Source organism: Streptosporangium sp. NPDC048886, from assembly GCF_055586905.1.
In genome coordinates this window covers 279709-296696 of sequence record NZ_JBVJHH010000006.1, presented here as the reverse complement: position 1 = coordinate 296696, position 16988 = coordinate 279709, and the positions used below count along the sequence as shown (strand labels likewise).

Below are 16988 nucleotides of genomic sequence, written 5' to 3'. Positions count from 1 at the left end.
CGCGATGGCGGCCATGTACAGCCGCCCTGGCAGGCCGTTGGGGTTCACGAGGACCGCCATGCGGAGCTCGTGCCCGCCGCCCGCGGCCGGCGCCCACCCCAGGTGCATGATCGTGTGGACCGTCTTGTTCGCCAGTTCGAGGGTGCACTCGTTGTCGAGCTCGTACACCGGGATGAACGGCGCGAACCCCACGTCTGAGCCACGTGGAGCCTCGCGGAGGTCGCCCGGCAGGTGGTCGCTTAGTGACGGGACCCGCGTCCCGATGCCCGCCTCGGGTCTGTCCCATCCCAAGAGAGTGCCGAGCTTCCAGCGCACCGCGAACAGCAACCGGAGGAGCAGGGGGTCTCTCACAGAGTCGCCGAAGGACTGCATCGCGGCGAGCATCGTGGGAAAGTCGTCCGGCCCGGCGCCGGGCGTGCGAATCACCCAGACATCCTCGAGCCGGAAATTGCTAGTGATCTCGTGGATCCGCCAGGGGTGACGGGTGTGCGCAGTGTTCGGAATCCTCATGGCCGCAACCACCTCTCTTACCGCTACAGGAGGGTAGGAACTCGGCGTGTCTTTCGTTGGCGGTTCGGCGCCGACGACCGAGTCCAGGCTGCCAGCGGCGGGCGGCGCGGGTCGGATGGTCTCGTCGAACCCGGGTCGGGCGGTCGGGGCGCCGGCGTCGCCCGCTGGGTCGCTCAGTCCTCGGCGGAATGGCATCCCGGTCTTGCCTGCAACATCTCGCATGCCTGGGGCGCGCCGGCGACGAGCTTGTTGAAGCACTCGGCCTGCGGATGGTGGAAGGCGACAAGGCCGCTGGTCATCTCACTGTCTCCGTTTGTATATACGTAACCGTATAATTAGAGGATAGTCTATTTATACGGTGGCGTATACACGGTGGAGAGGTGAGGTGAGGCACATCATGGGCGCGACCCGCACGCCGCGTGACAGCTGGATCGAGGAGGGGCTGCAGGCGCTGGCCGCCGGCGGCCCGGACGCCGTCCGCGTCGAGGCGCTGGCCAAGAAGCTCGGCGTCACGAAAGGCGGGTTCTACGGATTCTTCGCCGACCGCGACGCGCTGCTGAAGGCGATGCTGGAGACCTGGGAACGGGAGAGCACCGACGAGGTGATCGACCGCGTCGAGCGCGAGGGCGGCGACCCGAGGGCCAAGATCCAGCGCGCGGGCGTGCTCACCTTCTCCAGCGACCGCCTGCTGCCCATCGACCTCGCGATCCGAGACTGGGCCCGGCGCGACGAGGCGGTCGCCGGGCGCTTGCGACGGGTGGACAACCGGCGCATGGCGCTGTTGCGCGAACTGATCGGCACCTTCTGCTCCGATGCCGACGAGGTCGAGGCCCGCAGCATGCTCGCCTTCTGCGTGGCGATCGGCGAGCACTTCCTCGCCGCCGACCACGGTGACCGCACCCGGGCCCAGGTCCTTGCCCGCGCCGCCGACCTGCTGCTCGACCGCCCCCGCAGCGACCACAGCCACTGACCGGCCCGGCGCCGACGGGGTGCCGCCGGCCGCTTGGCGCTCCTCCGTCCGCGACGCCGTCGCGGACGTGTGGCACGCTGGTCGGCGGCCGGCGACACGTTCGGTCGCGACACGAGGTCGCACGCTTCGAGTAGCGCTGGTCACTCGGGCGCTGGACATGTTCACGGCCATCGCCTGGCCCGGCACCTCATCAACGCCGGTGTCGGTTCATGGCGACGAACCATGTGTTCTGTCCAGCCATATGGTCGGCGCCGCGTCAGGCGAGTTGATCGGCGGCCGGGGAGTATGAGGGGCCGGAAGGCCCCCCACCTGGGGTTTGGGGCAAAGCCTCAAAGAAACAGAGCCCGAGTCCGAACCGCGCGAAGCGCGAGGAATGCAAGGCCCAAAGAACACGGGCCATGCTCAACAGTGATCCACGAAACAGGGCCCAGCACCCAAGCGGCTCCGCTCGCCTGGGTACGTCGGGCGCATGACAGAGCGGAGAGGTCCGGAAGCGGTAGCCTTCGGAGAGTCTCGCTGGTCTTCCGCTCAATGGCGGCACTGCTGGCGAGCGCCACCTTGTGCGGGCTCGTCACGACGGTCCTCAGCACCCCCGACGTGGCCACCCGCCGTGTGACGGCCGCTCCCTTCTGCTGCTCCGAGACAGCCGAATGGTCACTGTCGGCCCTCAGGATCGCCGCCCCCTCACCGCCTTTCTCGGACCCGGCCCTGGCGTGCAGTAGGACGAGGAACGGATGAAAAGGTCCGGTAGCCACCTCATAATTCCCCGCAAAGCTAACTGTATCGGCCCAATCTGCGGAATTATGATGGTCGGAATTCTCCGCGCATCCGGAAACTCTCGCGTACATTCGAATCCATGGGGCTTCTGTCTTCCACCACTGATCAGTCACAACTGCGGGCCGTTTCCGCGGTGGCCTCGGCCGTGCTCGTCGCGGGCATGATGGCGACGTCCGCGAGCCCGGCCCACGCCGCGCCGGCAAATAGCCCGGCGGCCCGACAGGAAAGCGCGGACGCACCCCGGTGCGGTTTCTTCGTCAACCAGGTAAGACAGACGCGATTCGCCGTATACGGCCATTGCGGGCCGACGACCATTCTCGTGCATGTCGACGTCAGCGGGGGCGGTAGTACGAACGACTACCACCTGTGCGTCGGCCCCGGCAACACGCTACTGGGCTTTTACGGCAACATACTGAATGCGTACTACATCGGTGGAGCCGGGTGCCGCCGGGGCGACCGGACGGGGCACACCCCCCACTGAGGTTCTCTCAACGATCACTCCAGGGTGGCATCGATCCATAGACCGATCGCATGTCAGCCACGGATCTCCAGCGCATCGCGGCCTTCGCCCGGTGCCAGGCCGCTGCGGTGACCGAGATTCCCGGCGGCGTGGCGGTCCTGGACCAGGAGTACGCGGCATCCCACGAGCACAACCAGCTCGTCATCGAGGGGCCGACGGCTCCCTCCGACCTCCCGGCTCTGGCCGATACGGCTCTCGGCCACCTGCGCCACCGTCGGATCACGGTCCTCGACGACGCCGTCGGCATCTTCTGCGCGCTCGCCTCACCGCAGCCGGCTATGCCCACGAGATCGAGCTCGTCATGACCTACTCCGGCACCGCCCCCGTCCCCGGTGCGCCCGCGCAGACCGTCGTCACCGCCGACACCCACGTCCGGCGCGGTTACGCGGACACCATCCTCCGCACCGCCCTGCAACACGCTTCGGTCCACGACCTGGTCTTCTTGCTCGCCGACCCCGACGACTGGCCGCACACCTGGTACGCCCGCCGGGGCTTCAGCCCGATCGGCCGCTCGCATGTCTTCACCCGCGCCGGAGCCGGAAGCTGAGTGGACCTCAGCTCCGTGACGGTCCTGCGTCGTGGCAGACAGAGGCAAAGCCTCTGGTGGGGACGGGCCGAGCCGGAGCATGAGGTGCGCGAGCTGTGCCGGGCCTCCGGAGCTGCGGCTGTCTGTCGCCGCGCCGGCTCTGAGTGCCCTCCTGTCAGGTGGGCAGGCCCACGGCGCGCTCACCGCTGCGCCTCTGCTGGATGACCACCGCGATGACCAGCAGCGCCCCCTGGGCCACGTTCTGCCAGAAGGTGCTGACGCCGTGGAAGGTCAGGCCGTTGTCCAGCGCGCCGAGCAGCACCACCGCCAGCAGCGTGCCGCCCACACCGCCCTTGCCGCCCTTGAGCGCGCAGCCGCCGAGCGCGGCGGCGGTGATCGCCTTGAGTTCGAGCCCGGCGCTTCCCGAGGTGGGGTGACCGGAGCCGATGCGGGCGGTGAGGATGACCCCGGCGACCGCGGCGACCAGCCCCGCCAGCGCGTAGACGGCGATCAGGTATTTGTTGATGTCGATCCCCGCCAGCCGCGCGGCGGTGTCGTTGCCGCCGATGGCGTAGATGTTCCGCCCGATATCGGTGTATTTGAGCAGGATATGGACACCAAGTGCGACCACGGCCAGGATCCACACCAGGATGGGCAGGCCGAGCAGGCCGCCCCGTGAGATGAAGACGAACACGTCGTCGCCCAGCACGTAACCCTGGGCCGCGCCGTTCGACAGGAGCTGGGCCAGCCCCTTGTACGCCGCCAGCGTGGCCAGGGTCGCGATCACCGGGTTGACCCTGCCGTACACGATGATCAGGCCGTTGACCACGCCGAGCAGCACGCCGACCGCGAGTGCGGCGGCGATGCCGGCCGCCGGATCACGGTCGGTGGCCATGAAAACCATAGCGCTGACGACGGATGCGACTCCGGTCGCGGAGCCGACGGAGATGTCCAACGCGCCGCAGATGATGACCACCGTCTGAACCACGGCGAGCAACCCGGCGATCGTGACCGCGTCGCCGATCACCCGGATGTTGCTCCACGCGAGATAGCCCGGGTCGATGGCCCAGAAGAGCGTGGCCACAACGACGATCGCCAGGAGAAGGATGAGATTCTGCGCGCCCACCGCGCCCAGCGCGCGGGAGACGGCGGGCCTGGCGGACCTGGACGCCGCCCGCTCGGCGGTGAGGGGCCGGTGAGTCATGCGGTACCTCCGGAAACGGACGTGGTCAGGTCGTCGGCCATGGCGAGGGTGAGAATCCGTTCCTCGGAGGCGTCGGCGCGGTCCAGTTCCCCGGTGACCCTGCCGTTCTGCATCACCAGGATCCGGTCTGCCAGGCCGAGCACCTCGGGCAGTTCGGAGGAGACGACCAGGATGCCGACACCTTCCTGGGCCAGGTCGGCGATGATGCGGTAGATCTCGGCCTTGGCCCCGACGTCGACGCCGCGGGTCGGCTCGTCAAGGATCAGCACCGCGGGCCTACGGGCCAGCCACCGGGCGAGCACCACCTTCTGCTGGTTGCCACCCGAGAGTCGGCCCACCTCGTGTTCGATCGTGGGAACGCGCACTCGCAACCGGTCGGCGTACTCCTGGGCCAGGCGGCGTTCCTCGCCTCTCCGGACGAACCGCAGCCGACGTAGCCTGTCGAGCACCGCCAGCGTCGTGTTGTCACGCACCGAGCGGGCGAGGAAGAGCGCCTGCGCCTTGCGCTCCTCGGGAGCGAAGCCGATGCCCGCGCGCACCGCGTCCCGCGGCTGGCGCAGCCGCAGCGGCCGGCCGTCCACCAGCACCCGCCCGGACCTGATCGGTAGATCGCCGACCAGCGCACCGGCCAGCTCCGAGCGGCCCGCGCCCACCAGTCCGGCCAGCGCCACCACTTCCCCCGTGTGCACACGGAGGGTGACGTCGCGGACCGCGTCGGTCGTGACGCGGTCCACCTCCAGCACCGCTCGGCCGGTCACCGCGCGATCCCTGGCGAACATCGCCGACAGATCGCGGCCCACCATCATGCGCACCAGCTCGGCCTCGGAGGTTGCCGCGGCGGGGCGGACCCCGACCAGGGCTCCGTCGCGGAGCACCGCGATGCGGTCGGCCAGCCGGAAGATCTCCTGAAGCCGGTGGGAGACGTAGATGATGGCCAGGCCCTGCTCCCGGAGCCTGCCGATGAGCGCAAAGAGCGCCTCGACCTCCGCCTCGCCCAGCGACGAGGTCGGCTCATCGAAGGCGAGGACCCGCGCGTCGGTGGACAGCGCCCGTAAAATCTCCACCAGCTGGCGCTGCGCCGCTGTCAGCGACGAGCCCGGCGCCTCGGGGTCGAGCGCCCGCTCGAAGCCAGCCTTGCGGAGGTCTGCCCGCATCCGGGCGTGAAGCGACGCGCGGTCGAGGAATCGGCCGCGCCGGGGCAGCGCTCCCACGTAGACGTTTTCGGCCACCGACACATGCGGAATGATCTCCGGCTCCTGCGCGATCACCCGGATGCCGGCCTCGCGGGCGTCGCCCGGGTTCCGGAGGACGAGACGGCGTCCGTCCAGCTCTGCCGAGCCGCTGTCGGGCAGATGGTCGCCGTTGATGATTCTGATCAGAGTGGACTTGCCCGCGCCGTTCTCTCCCATCAGGGCCGTCACCTGGCCCGCCGGGAAGTCGAGCGTCACCTCACGCAGGGCCTGCACTGCTCCGAAGTGTTTGGTGACGCCCTCGACGCGGAGCCCACCGGAGTGCGGTTCGGTCATGCGCTGCCTCTCACTGTTCGACCAGGCCGGCGCCCGGCAGGGCGGTGGCCACCAGACCTGACGCCGGCCGTCGAAACGTACGCAAGCTGTCTCCTTGGGGGATGGGGGAGTGGACAGCTCCGTCCTGCGCGCGGGCAGAACAGGGACGGGGAGCGGAGAACATCGCTCTGCGAGCTACGTCAGGCGCTGCACTTGAGTCCTTCGGCCTGCCAGTTGCCCGCGTCGACCATCTTGGTCGGGGCGAACGCCTCCGGGGGCATCGGCGTGCTGTTCTTGATGTTGTCGTGCATCGTCTGAACGGCCAGCCTGCCCACCTCGTAGCCGTTGATGAACAAGGCGGCGCGCATGCCGGTGGGCTTGCCGCTGTTCCAGTCCTTGCAGGCCAGATAGGCGCCGAGCCCGACGCCGATGATGTCATCCGGCTTGATGCCGGCGTTCTGCATCGCGGTGACACCGCCCGAGACGTTCTCGTCGTTGCAGCCCAGCATCACCCAGTGCTTGATCGAACGGTTGCCGCTGACGGTGGCCGCCACCTTGTCCTGCGCACCGGTCGGGCTGTTGTCGGTCCCGACTTCGAGGACCTTGATGTCGGAGACGCCGGCAGCGGCCTTGAACGCCGGCACGGCAGCCTTGACACGGTCGGTGCAGACCGTCACGTCCTGCTGCCAGGCGGTGATGACCGCGGTGTCCCCGGCTTCCCAGCCGAGCTTGGCGAACTCCTCGCCGGCACGTCTGCCGACCTGCTCGCCCATCTGCGCGCCGCTGAACCCGACCCGTGGGACCAGCTTGTCCTTGGCGCAGGCCGAGGGGTCCGGACCGTCGACGCACACCTGGTCGTCGGAGGTGAGCAGCGGGACGCCCGCCGACTTGGCCAGCTGGACGATCTGCGGCCCGACCGCGGGCGCCGGCACCACGATGATGATCCCGTCGGTCTTCTGGCCGATCGCCGCCTGCGCCTCGCTGACCGCCTTGTTGGCGTCCTCGCCCAGGTCGACGACCTTCAGCTCGGCCCCCAGCTCCTGGGCCTTCGCCCTGGCTCCCTCCGCCTCGCCGAGGAAGTATTCCTGGTCCCCCTGCTTCTGCAGGTACGCGATGGAGATCTTGCCGTCGTCCTGCTCGGGCTGGCCGCCGGTCTGCACGGCGGTCTCCTCTTTTCCCGACGAGCACGCGGCCAGACCCGCCACCAGCTCCGCCGTCAGGACTGCCGCCAGGACGGCCTTTCCGCGCCGTAACGATAACAGGGACATGGTGGGCTCCCTTGTAGGGTCCTTCACTTCCGAACATCCTGCGGCCTTAATGTAGACGCAATCCATCAGATTCCATCAAGTCCACACTCGTAACGGTTTAACATCAGCGCCACATCGCGCGCCGTCGCCGCAATTCTCATGAGGAGCCCATTCATATCCATGACTCCGGTTGAGGAGGTATTGGACAATGTTCGATGTGGCTGCGGCCCATATCGGAACGGTCCATCCACAGCCCTCACCGGCTGAGGGAGTTTCATGGAGCAGGCCGGTCCGGCGACATGTGACCCGACTCGGACGATCAATCAGCGCGGGCTGCGACTCGTGGCGTCCCGTTGGATGTCGGCGACCGGAATTATCAGGCCGACATAGGCGATCGGCCGGCCCTCGGCCTCGCCGGTGGCCCTGTTCACCGCGGACAGCACGTCGGAGGAGAGGCTGACCCGGAGGTCGTCGCCGTCGTCGGCGGTCTCCGACCTGTCCGGCGACTCGGAGTGCGCGGTGACCGACCGGTTGGGCTCGATGGAATAGCCGAGATCGTCGCGCTCCTGGTCGCTGCACAGGCAGGGGGAGTCCTTCGGCCGGTACGGCAGGAGCCACACGCGGGCCGCCGTGTCGAGGACGCCTATGCCGGAGGCCCCCAGGATCCGGTCGAGCGGGCGGGTGTCGTCGCCCATCTCGCCGGTCCACGACAGGTCTTCCGCGCCGGTGTCGGACAGGCGCAGTTGCACGATGAGGTGTTTGCCCTTGACCCGGTCGCGGCGGGCGTGCGGGCGGCTGTCAGGGCCAGGATCCGGTTGGGCGTGGCGCGGATCTCGCCACGCCCGGAGGTCGGGCGGCCATCAGCCGGGAATCACCGCCACGGCCTCGACCTCGACCAGTTGGTCGTTGTAGCCGAGCGCGGCGACGCCGAGCAGCGTGCTGGGCACGTCGTGCCCGCCCATGTACTCGCGGTAGACCTCCCAGGCGGCGACCAGGTCGGCCTGGCGGGAGGAGGCCACGTACACGGTGGTCTTGGCGACGTCGGTCAGTGACGCGCCGGCGTCCTCCAGGGCGGTCACGAGGTTGCGCATCACCTGGTGGGTCTGGCCGGCGTAGTCGCCGACGGCGACGGTGTTGCCGTCGAGGTCGAGGGGGCACGCGCCGGCCACCCAGATGGAGCGCACGGGCGCGTCCGTGACGGCGGCGTAGGCGTAGTCGACCGCCTGGGTGAGGCGGCTGTTGCGGATCAGGCGGACGCCGGAATTAGTAGGCATTCGCATATGATCTACATTGGCTTATAATCTGTCAACGCGTATTATTACTCCATGAAAGATCGCCGCGACCTCGCCGCGATGCTGCACCCCCTGGTGCAGTCGCTCATCGCCGCCGAGCAGCCCGTGCTGGCCGCGCACGGGATCTCCATGTGGGCGTACGCGGTGCTCGCCGCCCTCGAGGGCAACGCCGTGCGCACCCAGGCCGCCCTGGCGGAGGCGATCGGCGCCGACAAGACCCGGATCATCAGCACCCTCGACAGGCTGCAGGATGCCGGGCTCATCACCCGCGATCCCGACCCCCGGGACCGGCGGGCACGCGTCCTCGCGATCACTGCTCGGGGCGGCGAGGTCTGCCGATCGGTACAGGCCGGTATCCAGGCCAACGAGGACCGCCTGCTCGCCCGGCTGCCCGAGGGTGAGCGCGAGAGCTTCCTGCGCGCCGTACGGACGCTGTCGCGGCTCACCCGCGAGGAGATCGTCAGCGGGACCGGTCCGCGTAAGCCGCCGCCGGGTCCGCGGACGGGCGTGGCCCGCGACCGGGTCCGAGCACGTCCGGAGTGACCAACGGGCGGGCGGCGGCGGTCAGCCGCGCCGGTGCCGCGGCAGCAGCAGGCTGACCGCCGCGATGGCCAGGCCGAGCCCGGCCGCCATGAGGAAGACCAGGTCGTAGCCGACGGCGAGGGCGTCGGCCGGGGAACTCCCGCCGGCCTCCGACGCGGTTCTGGCGCCGGCGGCCGTCGCGAGCACCGCCAGGCCGATCGACCCGCCCACCTGGCTGGCGGTGTTGGCCAGGCCGCCGATGATCCCCGCGTCACCCTCGGGAACGTCGGCGGTCGCCGCGGCCATGAGGGTGGGGAAGGTCAGCCCGATGCCGGCCGCGATGAGCAGCGTAGGACCGAGCACGCTGGTGAGGTAGCCGCTGCCGGCGTGGGCCAGGGAGAGCCAGCCGAAACCGGCCAGGAAACAGGCGCTGCCGGCCAGCACCAGGGGCCGCACACCGGTCCGCGGCAGCAGGGTGGCGGCCCATCGCGCGACCAGCATGAACATCACTGCCGCGGGTGTCTGCCCGAGCCCGGCCTGAAGCGCGCTGAAGCCGAGCACGTTCTGCAGGAAGAGCGACGTGAAGTACCACATCGCGATGGCGATTCCGCCGAACAGCAGCAGCATGCCGTTGGCGACGGCCACCCCCCGGATCCGCAACAGCCGCAGGGGCATCATCGGCTGGGTGGCGAAACGCGCCTCCACCACGGTGAAGACGGCGAGCAGGAGCAGGCCCGCCACCACCGGCCCGACGACCAGCCCGGACGACCAGCCGTGATCGGCGCTCTGCATGACCCCGTAGATCAGCGCGGCCAGCCCCGCCGTCCCCGTGACCGCGCCGGTGAGGTCGAGCGATTCCCGCCGGCCGGCCCGTGCGCCGGCCAGCGACATCATGGCCACTACGATCAGCACCGCGCCGATCGGCACGTTGATGAGGAAGACCCACCGCCACGACAGTCCGGTCGTGAGGGCGCCGCCCGCGACCGCGCCGGCCATCCCGCCCACACCGCCCGAGGCGGACCACGCGCCGAACGCCTTGGCGCGCGCGCCCGGCTCGGTGAAGAAGGTGTTGATCACGGCCAGCGTCGCCGGGGCCATCATGGCCGCTCCGACGCCCTGCGCGACGCGGGCCGCCACCAGGACCTCCGGAGCGGTCGCCAGGCCGCCGACCAGACTCGAGACGGAGAACGACAACAGCCCGGCGACCAGCATCCGGCGCGGGCCGAACAGGTCGGTGGCGCGGCCACCCAGCAGCATGAAGCCGGCGAAGGCGAGCAGGTAGCCGTTCACCACCCAGGCCAGGCCGGTCGGTGTGAAGCCGAGGTCCTCGCGGACCGCGGGCAGGGCGACGTTGACGATGGACGCGTCCAGGATCACCATGAACTGGCAGGCACACGCCAGTGACAGGACCAACCAGGCGAGGCCGGCCTGCGGCCTGGCCCGCTGGGACGCGGTGCTGGTGCTTGTCATGACTTCCTCCTTGTCGATCCGTCGCTCACGCGGTGTGGGAGGTCGTCCCGGCCATGGCTCCGCGGGGGTCCCCGTCGTCCGCGGCGGCGTCGGTGACGTGGCCGCCCCCCAGCAGCCGGATCGTGATCCGGGCCAGCCGCCGTCCCTGGTACCTGGCCGCTTCCAGCGCCGCGGTGTCCGGGCCGTCTCCGGACGGGCCGGTCACGAACGACGTGCCGTAGGGGTTGCCGCCGGCGGCGTACACGACCGGATCGGTGAATCCGGGCGGGACGATCAGTGCCCCCCAGTGGTAGAAGACATTGCCCAGCGACAAGATCGTGGCCTCGCTGCCGCCGTGCCGGTTGAACGCCGAGGTGAACGCGGTCACCGGCTTGTCGGCCAGTCCCCCTTCCTGCCACAGCCCGCCGGCCTGGTCGATGAACTGCTTGAGCTGCGCGGCCGGTGCGCCGAACCGCGTCGGCGTCCCGAACGCGAACGCGTCGGCCCACGCCAGGTCCTCGACCGAGGCCTGGGCGATCGACGTGGTGGCGTCGGCGTGCTGCCGCCACTGCGGGTTCTGGGCGATCGCGCTGTCGGACGCCAGTTCGGCGACCCGCCGCAGCCGTACCTCGGCCCCGGCCGAGGCGGCGCCCTCGGCGACGGCCTGCGCCAGTGCGTGCACATTGCCTGTCGCGCTGTAGTAGATGACGGCGACCTTCACGGTCATGTCGGCTCCCTCGAGGTCATGTAGGATTAGTTACGCGGATAAATATTACGCACATAACTAATTCGGTCAAGGAGAGCCCATGGACTTCGAGCAAGCCGACGCCCTCAACCAGGCCATCCGCCTGCTGAGCCTGCGCCACCGGGCCAGGGCCGCCGCGCTGCTGGCCCCGCTCGGCCTGCACCCCGGGCAGGAGGCGCTCCTGCTCGAACTCGCCCGGACCGGCCCGATGATCCAGGCCCAGCTCAGCGAGGCGCTCGGCTGCGAGCCGCCCAGCGTCACGCTCATGACGCGCAAGCTCGAAGCCGCCGGCCACATCCGCCGCAGACCCGCCCCCTCCGACAAGCGCGCCAGCGTCGTCGAACTCACCGACAGCGGCAAGGCGCTCGCCGACCAGGTCAAGCGGCTGTGGTGCGCCCTGGCGGAGGAGACCGTGACCGGCCTGCCCGCCGAAACGGTGGCGGAACTGCCCGGCATCCTCAAGGCCTTGACCGGCAACGTGGACACCAGGCGCCCCGCCCCCCGCCCGGCCGCCGGCACGGTCTAGTACTCCAGTGACACTTCGCGATCATGGTTGAGATCTGCGCTGGTAGTGGCAGTGGCGGGCTGTTGCTTGGTGACGACGGCGCCACTTTGACCAGCGCAGGATGTCCGTAATCGAGCGGTGCCGGGTCAGCAGGAGTGCGGCCAGCAGTCGGCGGATCTCGGGCAGCGTCAGTGGGATGTGGTCGTCTGCGGTGTCGGGTGGCTGGACGGCGGCGATGGCTGCCAGGAGCGCCAGGGCGAGCATGGCCAGGGTGATGTGCCAGTGCCAGGGCGTCCAGCCGCGCACCTGGTAGTGGTCTAGGCCGACCTGGCCCTTGGCAGCTTGGAAGGATTCCTCCACCGCCCAGCGGATACCCGCGACGCGTACCAGGCTCATCAACGGCTGCCAGGTGGGGGCGTAGCAGCGGTAGAAGGCCAGTTCTCCGGTGGCCGGGTGGCGGCGGATCAGCAGCCACCGCCAGCCGGACCGGTCGGTGTCGATGCGGGCCCAGGCCCAGGCATACAGGCGCTGTCCCTTGGCGCCAGCTCCGGCGCTATAGCGGTGCCAGTGCCGATCGGCCACCCGTGCGGCGGCTTGGGCCGCGCTCACCTGGACGCTCTCCAGGTCCATGCGCCGGTTGCCGGCGATGGCCAGCACATAGCCCTTCTGATGCGTCTCCAAGGCCGCGCGCAGGCGCGGGTCTTGGCCATAGACCTCATCACCGCTCACCCACGAGGCCTGCACGCCCGCGTCCAACGCGGCCAAGACCATCTGCGTGGCCAGGGCGGGTTTGGTGGCAAAGCCTGTCTCGGCCGGGATGCCAGACGCGTGGCAGCGGTCGGGGTCGGCCAGCCAGGAGTGCTCGGGCAGGTAGAGCCGCCGGTCCAGCAGCGCCCGGCCGCGCGCGGTGGCATACGCCAGGAACACACCGATCTGGCAGTTCTCGATCCGGCCCGCGGTGCCGCTGTATTGGCGCTGTACTCCTGCCGAGTGCGTTCCCTTCTTGACGAAGCCGGTCTCATCCACGATCAGCACGCCATCGGGGCCGAGCCGGTCGACGACGAAGGAACGAACGTCATCGCGTAGCGCATCAGCGTCCCACCGGGCAGTGCGTAGCAGCCGCTGCAGAGCCTGCGGGCCATTGACGGCGGCGTGCTCAGCCAGGTTCCAGCAGTTTTTGCGGTCGAGGTCGGCCAGCAGTCCACGGACGTAAGCGGTGGCGGTGCGACGCGGTGCGACGCGGTTCGATACGGCCGAACCGGCCGGCGATCTGGGCCATCATCTCGTTGAAGATGACCATCCAGGCATCAGGGTCTACGCTGTGGCTCGCAGCCACCGCATGATCTTTGGTTGTCTTCACAAACTCCAAATGATCATGCGGTGGCCGTCGCCATGTGACACAACCTCCTCAAGATCGCGGAGTGTTACCAAGCATTAAGTGTCGAGGAGTCGTAGGGCCGCTTGGCTTCTGGCGATCAGCTCGGGGTCGCCTTCGGTCATGCGCAGCGCCAGGGCCTCCTGCAGCACCTGGCGCGCCTCCTGTCTGCGATCCAGGTCAATGAGGGTCTTTCCGAGATGCTGGAGTGGGAAGTACAACATCTCGGGTACTTCTTCCCTTGCAAGGGTGAGCATCGTGCGGCAGAGAGTTTCCGAGGTTGCTGCGTCGCCTGAGTAGCGATAGGCGTCGGCCAGATTGATTGACGCGGCGATCCGCCTGCCGCTCGTCTCCGCTAGGTCGAGCGCGCGGTTGAGGTAGTGGATCGCGTCGCCGTACTCGCCCAGAACCAGCAGCCCGATCCCCAGAGCGCGCAGCGTGGTGTAGTCGGTGGGGCTCTGAGCGCGGGCCGAGTCGACGAGTGCGGTGAGCCGATCGCGATCGCTGGGGACCATCCGTTGCCGTTCGTCGTAGGCGATGAGCTGGCTGATTTCTTGGAATAGCACAGCCAAACATTAGGCGCGTTAAGGACTTGGGCGAGCGTGGCGACCACCTTCATGCCACCTCAACGCACAAGATCGCGAAGTGTCACTGGAGTACTAGACGAGTGGGTGCTGAGCCGTTCGGGGTGCGGGAACGGCGAAGGGTGTCGACGATCCGTCCGTGCCGACAGACATCGGCTGTCCGGCACGACAGGCGTCGGCGGGCGTCGCGTGGGGTCGCTCGGTCGCCGGACCTTCTACGATGGATCTACTTTGTAAAGGGCGAAGATCGCTCCGGTATACCCATACCGTGTGAAGGCAACCACTCTGAAAGGGAGACGTGAAAGTGGCACGCGAAGCCGTCTGGGCGGTCATCACCGCGATGTACGACGCCTACCGGCGCGGTGACCGGGCCGGGATCGACCGGCTGCTGCACCCGGAGGCGACGATCTGGGACTCGGCGGACCCCGCGCTGATCACCAGCCTGGCGCAGCTGGACGAGGTCCGGGACGCCCGGCCCGCCGACGGCCCGCAGGAGACCGGGGTGCGCGCCCACGACGAGGTCGTCGACGTCTGGGGGGAGACGGCCCTGGCCCGCTACCTGCTCCGCGTGGACTTCGCCGAGGGAGAGCCGGAGATCGTGCGGACCACCGCGGTGCTGCGGCTCGTCGAGGGGGAGTGGCTCATCGTGCACATCCATGAGAACACGGTCTGACCTGCGGATATCCTGAAGCGACAGGGCCTGGTGCACGCCTGGTGCCGGGTCCGGCGGGCGGAGTGCACAGTTCTTCCGGAGGGGGCTGGACCTATGGTGCGGCAAGACTTCGCGCCCCCCTCCCGAGGAGCCCCATGACCGCCACCGAAACCCGGACGCTGCCCATCGGCGCCGCCTTCGACCGGATGCCGTTCACCCGCAGACACGTCCTGATCGCGCTGGCGCTGTTCGTCGCGTTCGTCATCGAGTCCTGGGAACAGCTCGCTCTCATCTACGTGTCCGGAGACCTCGGCACGGCCTTCGGCGTCGACGAGGCCGGGATCGGACTGGTGCTGTCGGCCGTCGCGTTCGGCATGATCCCCGGCGCGCTGGTGTGGGGGCCGGTCGCCGACCGGATCGGCCGCCGGCCCGCCTGCTTCTGGTCCCTGGCCGCCTACGGGGTGATCGCGCTGGCCTCGGCGTTCGCGCCGAACGTGGAGACCCTGATCGCGCTGCGGGTGGCCTCGGGGCTCGCCCTGGCGGGGGTCTACACCGTCACCTTCCCCTATTTCCTGGAGCTGCTGCCCACCAGGAGCCGGGGCCGGGCGGCGGTCTACCTGTCGATCGGCTGGCCGATCGGCATGCTGGCCGCCATCGGCGCCTCGGTCTGGCTGGGCGACCTCGGATGGCACGTGGTCGTCGTCGCCAGCGCGGTGGCGGGCCTGTGGGCGTTCGCGATCAGGGCCTGGGTGCCCGAGTCGCCCTACTGGCTGGCCGCCAGGGGCCGCCAGGACGAGGCCCGGGCGGTGCTGCGCGAGCTGGGCAGCCCCGACGCCGACGCGGTCTTCACGGTCACCACCGAGCGCGCCGGCCACCCGCTGGACCTGCTGCGCGGCAGGCTCCGCATGATCACCGTGGTGATGCTGCTGCTCAATTTCGCCTTCAACTGGGGCTACTGGGGCCTGCAGACCTGGCTGCCCACGTTGCTGCAGCAGAAGGGCCTGAGCATGGACGCGAGCCTCGGCTTCGCGGCGCTCAGCGCGCTCATGATGATCCCCGGCTACGTCAGCGCGTCGCTGCTCACCGGCCGCTTCGGCCGCAAGAAGGTCTTCCTGGTCTACGTGGTGGCCGCGGCCCTCGGCGGGCTGGGTTTCGCCACCGCGTCCACGATGACCGGCCTCTACGTGGGCAACTTCGTCCTGTCGTTCTTCAGCCTGGGCGCCTGGGGCGTGTGGAACACCTGGAACGGCGAGTTCTACCCGACCGCGCTGCGCGGCACCGGTTACTCGTGGGCGACCGCCTCCCAACTGGTGGCCACCACCGTCGCCCCGTCCGCGGTGGGGGTGCTGCTGGCCCATGCCACCGGCTTCACCGCGACCATGCTGGTGATCAACGCGTTCATGGTGGTGACGGCGCTGCTGGCCGTGCCGCTGCCGGAGACCGAGGGACGCGGCCTGGAATGATCCTCGGTGTCGATCTCGGAGGGCCCGCGCCGGTGGTGGTGGCCGTCCGGGACGGTGCCCTGACGGAGCCGGCCGGCGCGGCCCGGGCGGTGTCGGTCGCGGTGGACCTCGACACGGTACGGCGGGCGCGGGTCGCGGCGGTCAGGGTCGCCGGGCCGTGCCCACCGGGCCTCGGCCCCCTGGTGGGCTGGCCGCCGGATTCGGGGACGGCGACGGTCGTCCGGGGCGGCCACAGCCTCACCGGGCGGCCGATCGCCGAGCTGGACGCCGGCGCGGTGGCCCGCTTCGCCGCCGGATGCGGCCTGACGGACTTCGCGGTGACCGCGACCGGCTCGCCGGTGGTGGCCGATCACGAGCTGGCCGTCGCGGAGATCATCACGGCCGAGGTGCCCGGGGCGCGGATCACCCTGTCGTACGAGTTCGGCCGGGCCGGGCTGCGGGAGCGGGAGAACAGCGCGATCCTGAACGCGGCACTCGGCCCGGAGGCCGACCGGATCGCGGGCCGGATCACCGGCCGGATGGCCCGTGACTTCCCGGGGACGCCGCTGCTGTTCGCCAGGACCGGGACGGGCCTGGTCTCCGCCCCCTACTTCCGCCGCTACCCGCTGGTCTGCTATCTGGGCGCCTTCACCTGCGCGCTGCGCGGCGGCGCGGCGCTGGCCGGGCTGGCCGACACCGCGGTCCAGGAGCGGGGGACGAGGGTGCGCACCGGTCTCGTGGCCGGGGGAGTGCCCAGGACCGGGGGGCGGCGCGACACCGGCGTCCCGGTCAACGTGCCGCTGCCGATGTCCGTGCAGGCTCCGGGGGGCGTCGCGGTGGGGCCCCGCGCGCGGGAGGCGGGCCCGGGCTGGCAGGTGCCGGAGCGGGCGGAGCTGGCCGTGGCCTACGGGGCGGCGCTGGCCGGGCCCACCGCCGAGGTGGAGCGGATCGTGCACGCCCGGGGCCGCGCCGAGCTCGACCGGGCGATCGACGACGCCCGCGACGAGGCGCTGACCCGCGTGGTGAGCGCTGGAGCGGCCCCCGGATCCGCCCGTGTCGCCACCACGGTCGTGAACCCGCTCTCCTACCTGCCCGACGGCCTCTACCGGGTCCAGGTGAAGGCGGAGGGAGCGCCCCCATGAGTCACCGCCTCCGTGGTGACG

Annotated in this window: 19 protein-coding genes and 1 pseudogene; 9 read left to right on the top strand and 11 right to left on the bottom strand. The window is 69.9% G+C overall.

Annotated elements, in window-relative coordinates:
- Window positions 1-510: DUF2867 domain-containing protein (locus ACZ6R6_RS10070; protein ID WP_470091880.1), on the bottom strand; the 510-nt coding region annotated here is incomplete at its 3' end.
- 173 nt (window positions 511-683) lie between these two features.
- Window positions 684-809 carry a hypothetical protein gene (locus ACZ6R6_RS10065; RefSeq protein ID WP_470091878.1) on the bottom strand — a complete coding sequence of 42 codons (126 nt, stop codon included), beginning with the start codon at window positions 807-809 and terminating at the stop codon, window positions 684-686.
- Window positions 810-895: 86 nt separating this feature from the next.
- On the opposite strand from ACZ6R6_RS10065, the gene ACZ6R6_RS10060 reads away from it, so the two are divergent.
- From ACZ6R6_RS10060 to ACZ6R6_RS10045, 4 genes are all read left to right on the top strand, one after another.
- Window positions 896-1480: a TetR/AcrR family transcriptional regulator gene (locus ACZ6R6_RS10060; RefSeq protein WP_470091876.1), complete on the top strand. Its 585-nt coding sequence runs from the start codon at window positions 896-898 to the stop codon at window positions 1478-1480.
- An 856-nt stretch (window positions 1481-2336) separates the two neighbouring features.
- Window positions 2337-2738, top strand: coding sequence for a DUF6355 family natural product biosynthesis protein (locus ACZ6R6_RS10055; protein WP_470091874.1), 402 nt, complete (start codon window positions 2337-2339; stop codon window positions 2736-2738).
- A gap of 50 nt (window positions 2739-2788) precedes the next feature.
- A complete protein-coding gene (locus ACZ6R6_RS10050; RefSeq protein WP_470091872.1) occupies window positions 2789-3082 on the top strand; it encodes a hypothetical protein in 294 nt (97 codons plus the stop codon).
- Entirely contained in the window at window positions 3079-3324 is a 246-nt protein-coding gene (locus ACZ6R6_RS10045) for a GNAT family N-acetyltransferase (protein ID WP_470091870.1), read from the top strand. Before ACZ6R6_RS10050 ends, ACZ6R6_RS10045 begins: the two co-directional genes overlap by 4 nt.
- A 154-nt stretch (window positions 3325-3478) precedes the next feature.
- On the opposite strand, the gene ACZ6R6_RS10040 is transcribed toward ACZ6R6_RS10045, so the two are convergent.
- The 5 genes from ACZ6R6_RS10040 to ACZ6R6_RS10020 form a co-directional block, all read right to left on the bottom strand.
- Entirely contained in the window at window positions 3479-4507 is a 1029-nt protein-coding gene (locus tag ACZ6R6_RS10040; RefSeq protein ID WP_470091868.1) for an ABC transporter permease, read from the bottom strand.
- Window positions 4504-6033: a sugar ABC transporter ATP-binding protein gene (locus tag ACZ6R6_RS10035; RefSeq protein WP_470091866.1), complete on the bottom strand. Its 1530-nt coding sequence runs from the start codon at window positions 6031-6033 to the stop codon at window positions 4504-4506. Before ACZ6R6_RS10035 ends, ACZ6R6_RS10040 begins: the two co-directional genes overlap by 4 nt.
- 179 nt (window positions 6034-6212) lie before the next feature.
- On the bottom strand, window positions 6213-7280 hold the full coding sequence (locus ACZ6R6_RS10030) for a substrate-binding domain-containing protein (protein WP_470091864.1): 1068 nt from the start codon (window positions 7278-7280) through the stop codon (window positions 6213-6215).
- A gap of 302 nt (window positions 7281-7582) precedes the next feature.
- Window positions 7583-8008, bottom strand: coding sequence for a hypothetical protein (locus ACZ6R6_RS10025; protein WP_470091862.1), 426 nt, complete (start codon window positions 8006-8008; stop codon window positions 7583-7585).
- A gap of 111 nt (window positions 8009-8119) precedes the next feature.
- Complete coding sequence (locus ACZ6R6_RS10020; RefSeq protein WP_470091860.1) at window positions 8120-8533, bottom strand: RidA family protein; 414 nt, start codon at window positions 8531-8533, stop codon at window positions 8120-8122.
- Window positions 8534-8584: 51 nt separating this feature from the next.
- On the opposite strand from ACZ6R6_RS10020, the gene ACZ6R6_RS10015 reads away from it, so the two are divergent.
- A complete protein-coding gene (locus ACZ6R6_RS10015; protein WP_470091858.1) occupies window positions 8585-9094 on the top strand; it encodes a MarR family winged helix-turn-helix transcriptional regulator in 510 nt (169 codons plus the stop codon).
- Window positions 9095-9115: 21 nt separating this feature from the next.
- On the opposite strand, the gene ACZ6R6_RS10010 is transcribed toward ACZ6R6_RS10015, so the two are convergent.
- Together ACZ6R6_RS10010 and wrbA are read right to left on the bottom strand one after the other, a co-directional pair.
- Entirely contained in the window at window positions 9116-10543 is a 1428-nt protein-coding gene (locus ACZ6R6_RS10010) for an MFS transporter (protein WP_470091856.1), read from the bottom strand.
- A gap of 25 nt (window positions 10544-10568) precedes the next feature.
- Entirely contained in the window at window positions 10569-11249 is a 681-nt protein-coding gene (gene wrbA / locus ACZ6R6_RS10005) for an NAD(P)H:quinone oxidoreductase (RefSeq protein WP_470091854.1), read from the bottom strand.
- A gap of 79 nt (window positions 11250-11328) precedes the next feature.
- Here wrbA and ACZ6R6_RS10000 point away from each other — a divergent pair, with 79 nt between their 5' ends.
- The gene (locus ACZ6R6_RS10000; RefSeq protein WP_470091852.1) at window positions 11329-11793 is read left to right on the top strand and encodes a MarR family winged helix-turn-helix transcriptional regulator; all 465 of its coding nucleotides are present in this window, start codon (window positions 11329-11331) and stop codon (window positions 11791-11793) included.
- A gap of 21 nt (window positions 11794-11814) precedes the next feature.
- On the opposite strand, the pseudogene ACZ6R6_RS09995 reads toward ACZ6R6_RS10000, so the two are convergent.
- Window positions 11815-13051, bottom strand: a pseudogene (locus ACZ6R6_RS09995) (IS701 family transposase).
- Window positions 13052-13206: 155 nt separating this feature from the next.
- Window positions 13207-13713: a tetratricopeptide repeat protein gene (locus ACZ6R6_RS09990; protein WP_470091850.1), complete on the bottom strand. Its 507-nt coding sequence runs from the start codon at window positions 13711-13713 to the stop codon at window positions 13207-13209.
- A 322-nt stretch (window positions 13714-14035) separates the two neighbouring features.
- Between ACZ6R6_RS09990 and ACZ6R6_RS09985 the strand changes: the two genes are divergently transcribed.
- From ACZ6R6_RS09985 to ACZ6R6_RS09975, 3 genes are all read left to right on the top strand, one after another.
- A complete protein-coding gene (locus ACZ6R6_RS09985) occupies window positions 14036-14404 on the top strand; it encodes a nuclear transport factor 2 family protein (RefSeq protein ID WP_470091848.1) in 369 nt (122 codons plus the stop codon).
- Window positions 14405-14538: 134 nt separating this feature from the next.
- Window positions 14539-15846 (top strand): MFS transporter, encoded by a 1308-nt coding sequence (locus tag ACZ6R6_RS09980; protein ID WP_470091846.1) that lies wholly within the window; start codon window positions 14539-14541, stop codon window positions 15844-15846.
- Window positions 15843-16967 carry a hypothetical protein gene (locus ACZ6R6_RS09975; protein ID WP_470091844.1) on the top strand — a complete coding sequence of 375 codons (1125 nt, stop codon included), beginning with the start codon at window positions 15843-15845 and terminating at the stop codon, window positions 16965-16967. The genes ACZ6R6_RS09980 and ACZ6R6_RS09975 overlap by 4 nt, the downstream gene beginning before the upstream one ends.
- Window positions 16968-16988 lie beyond the last annotated feature (21 nt).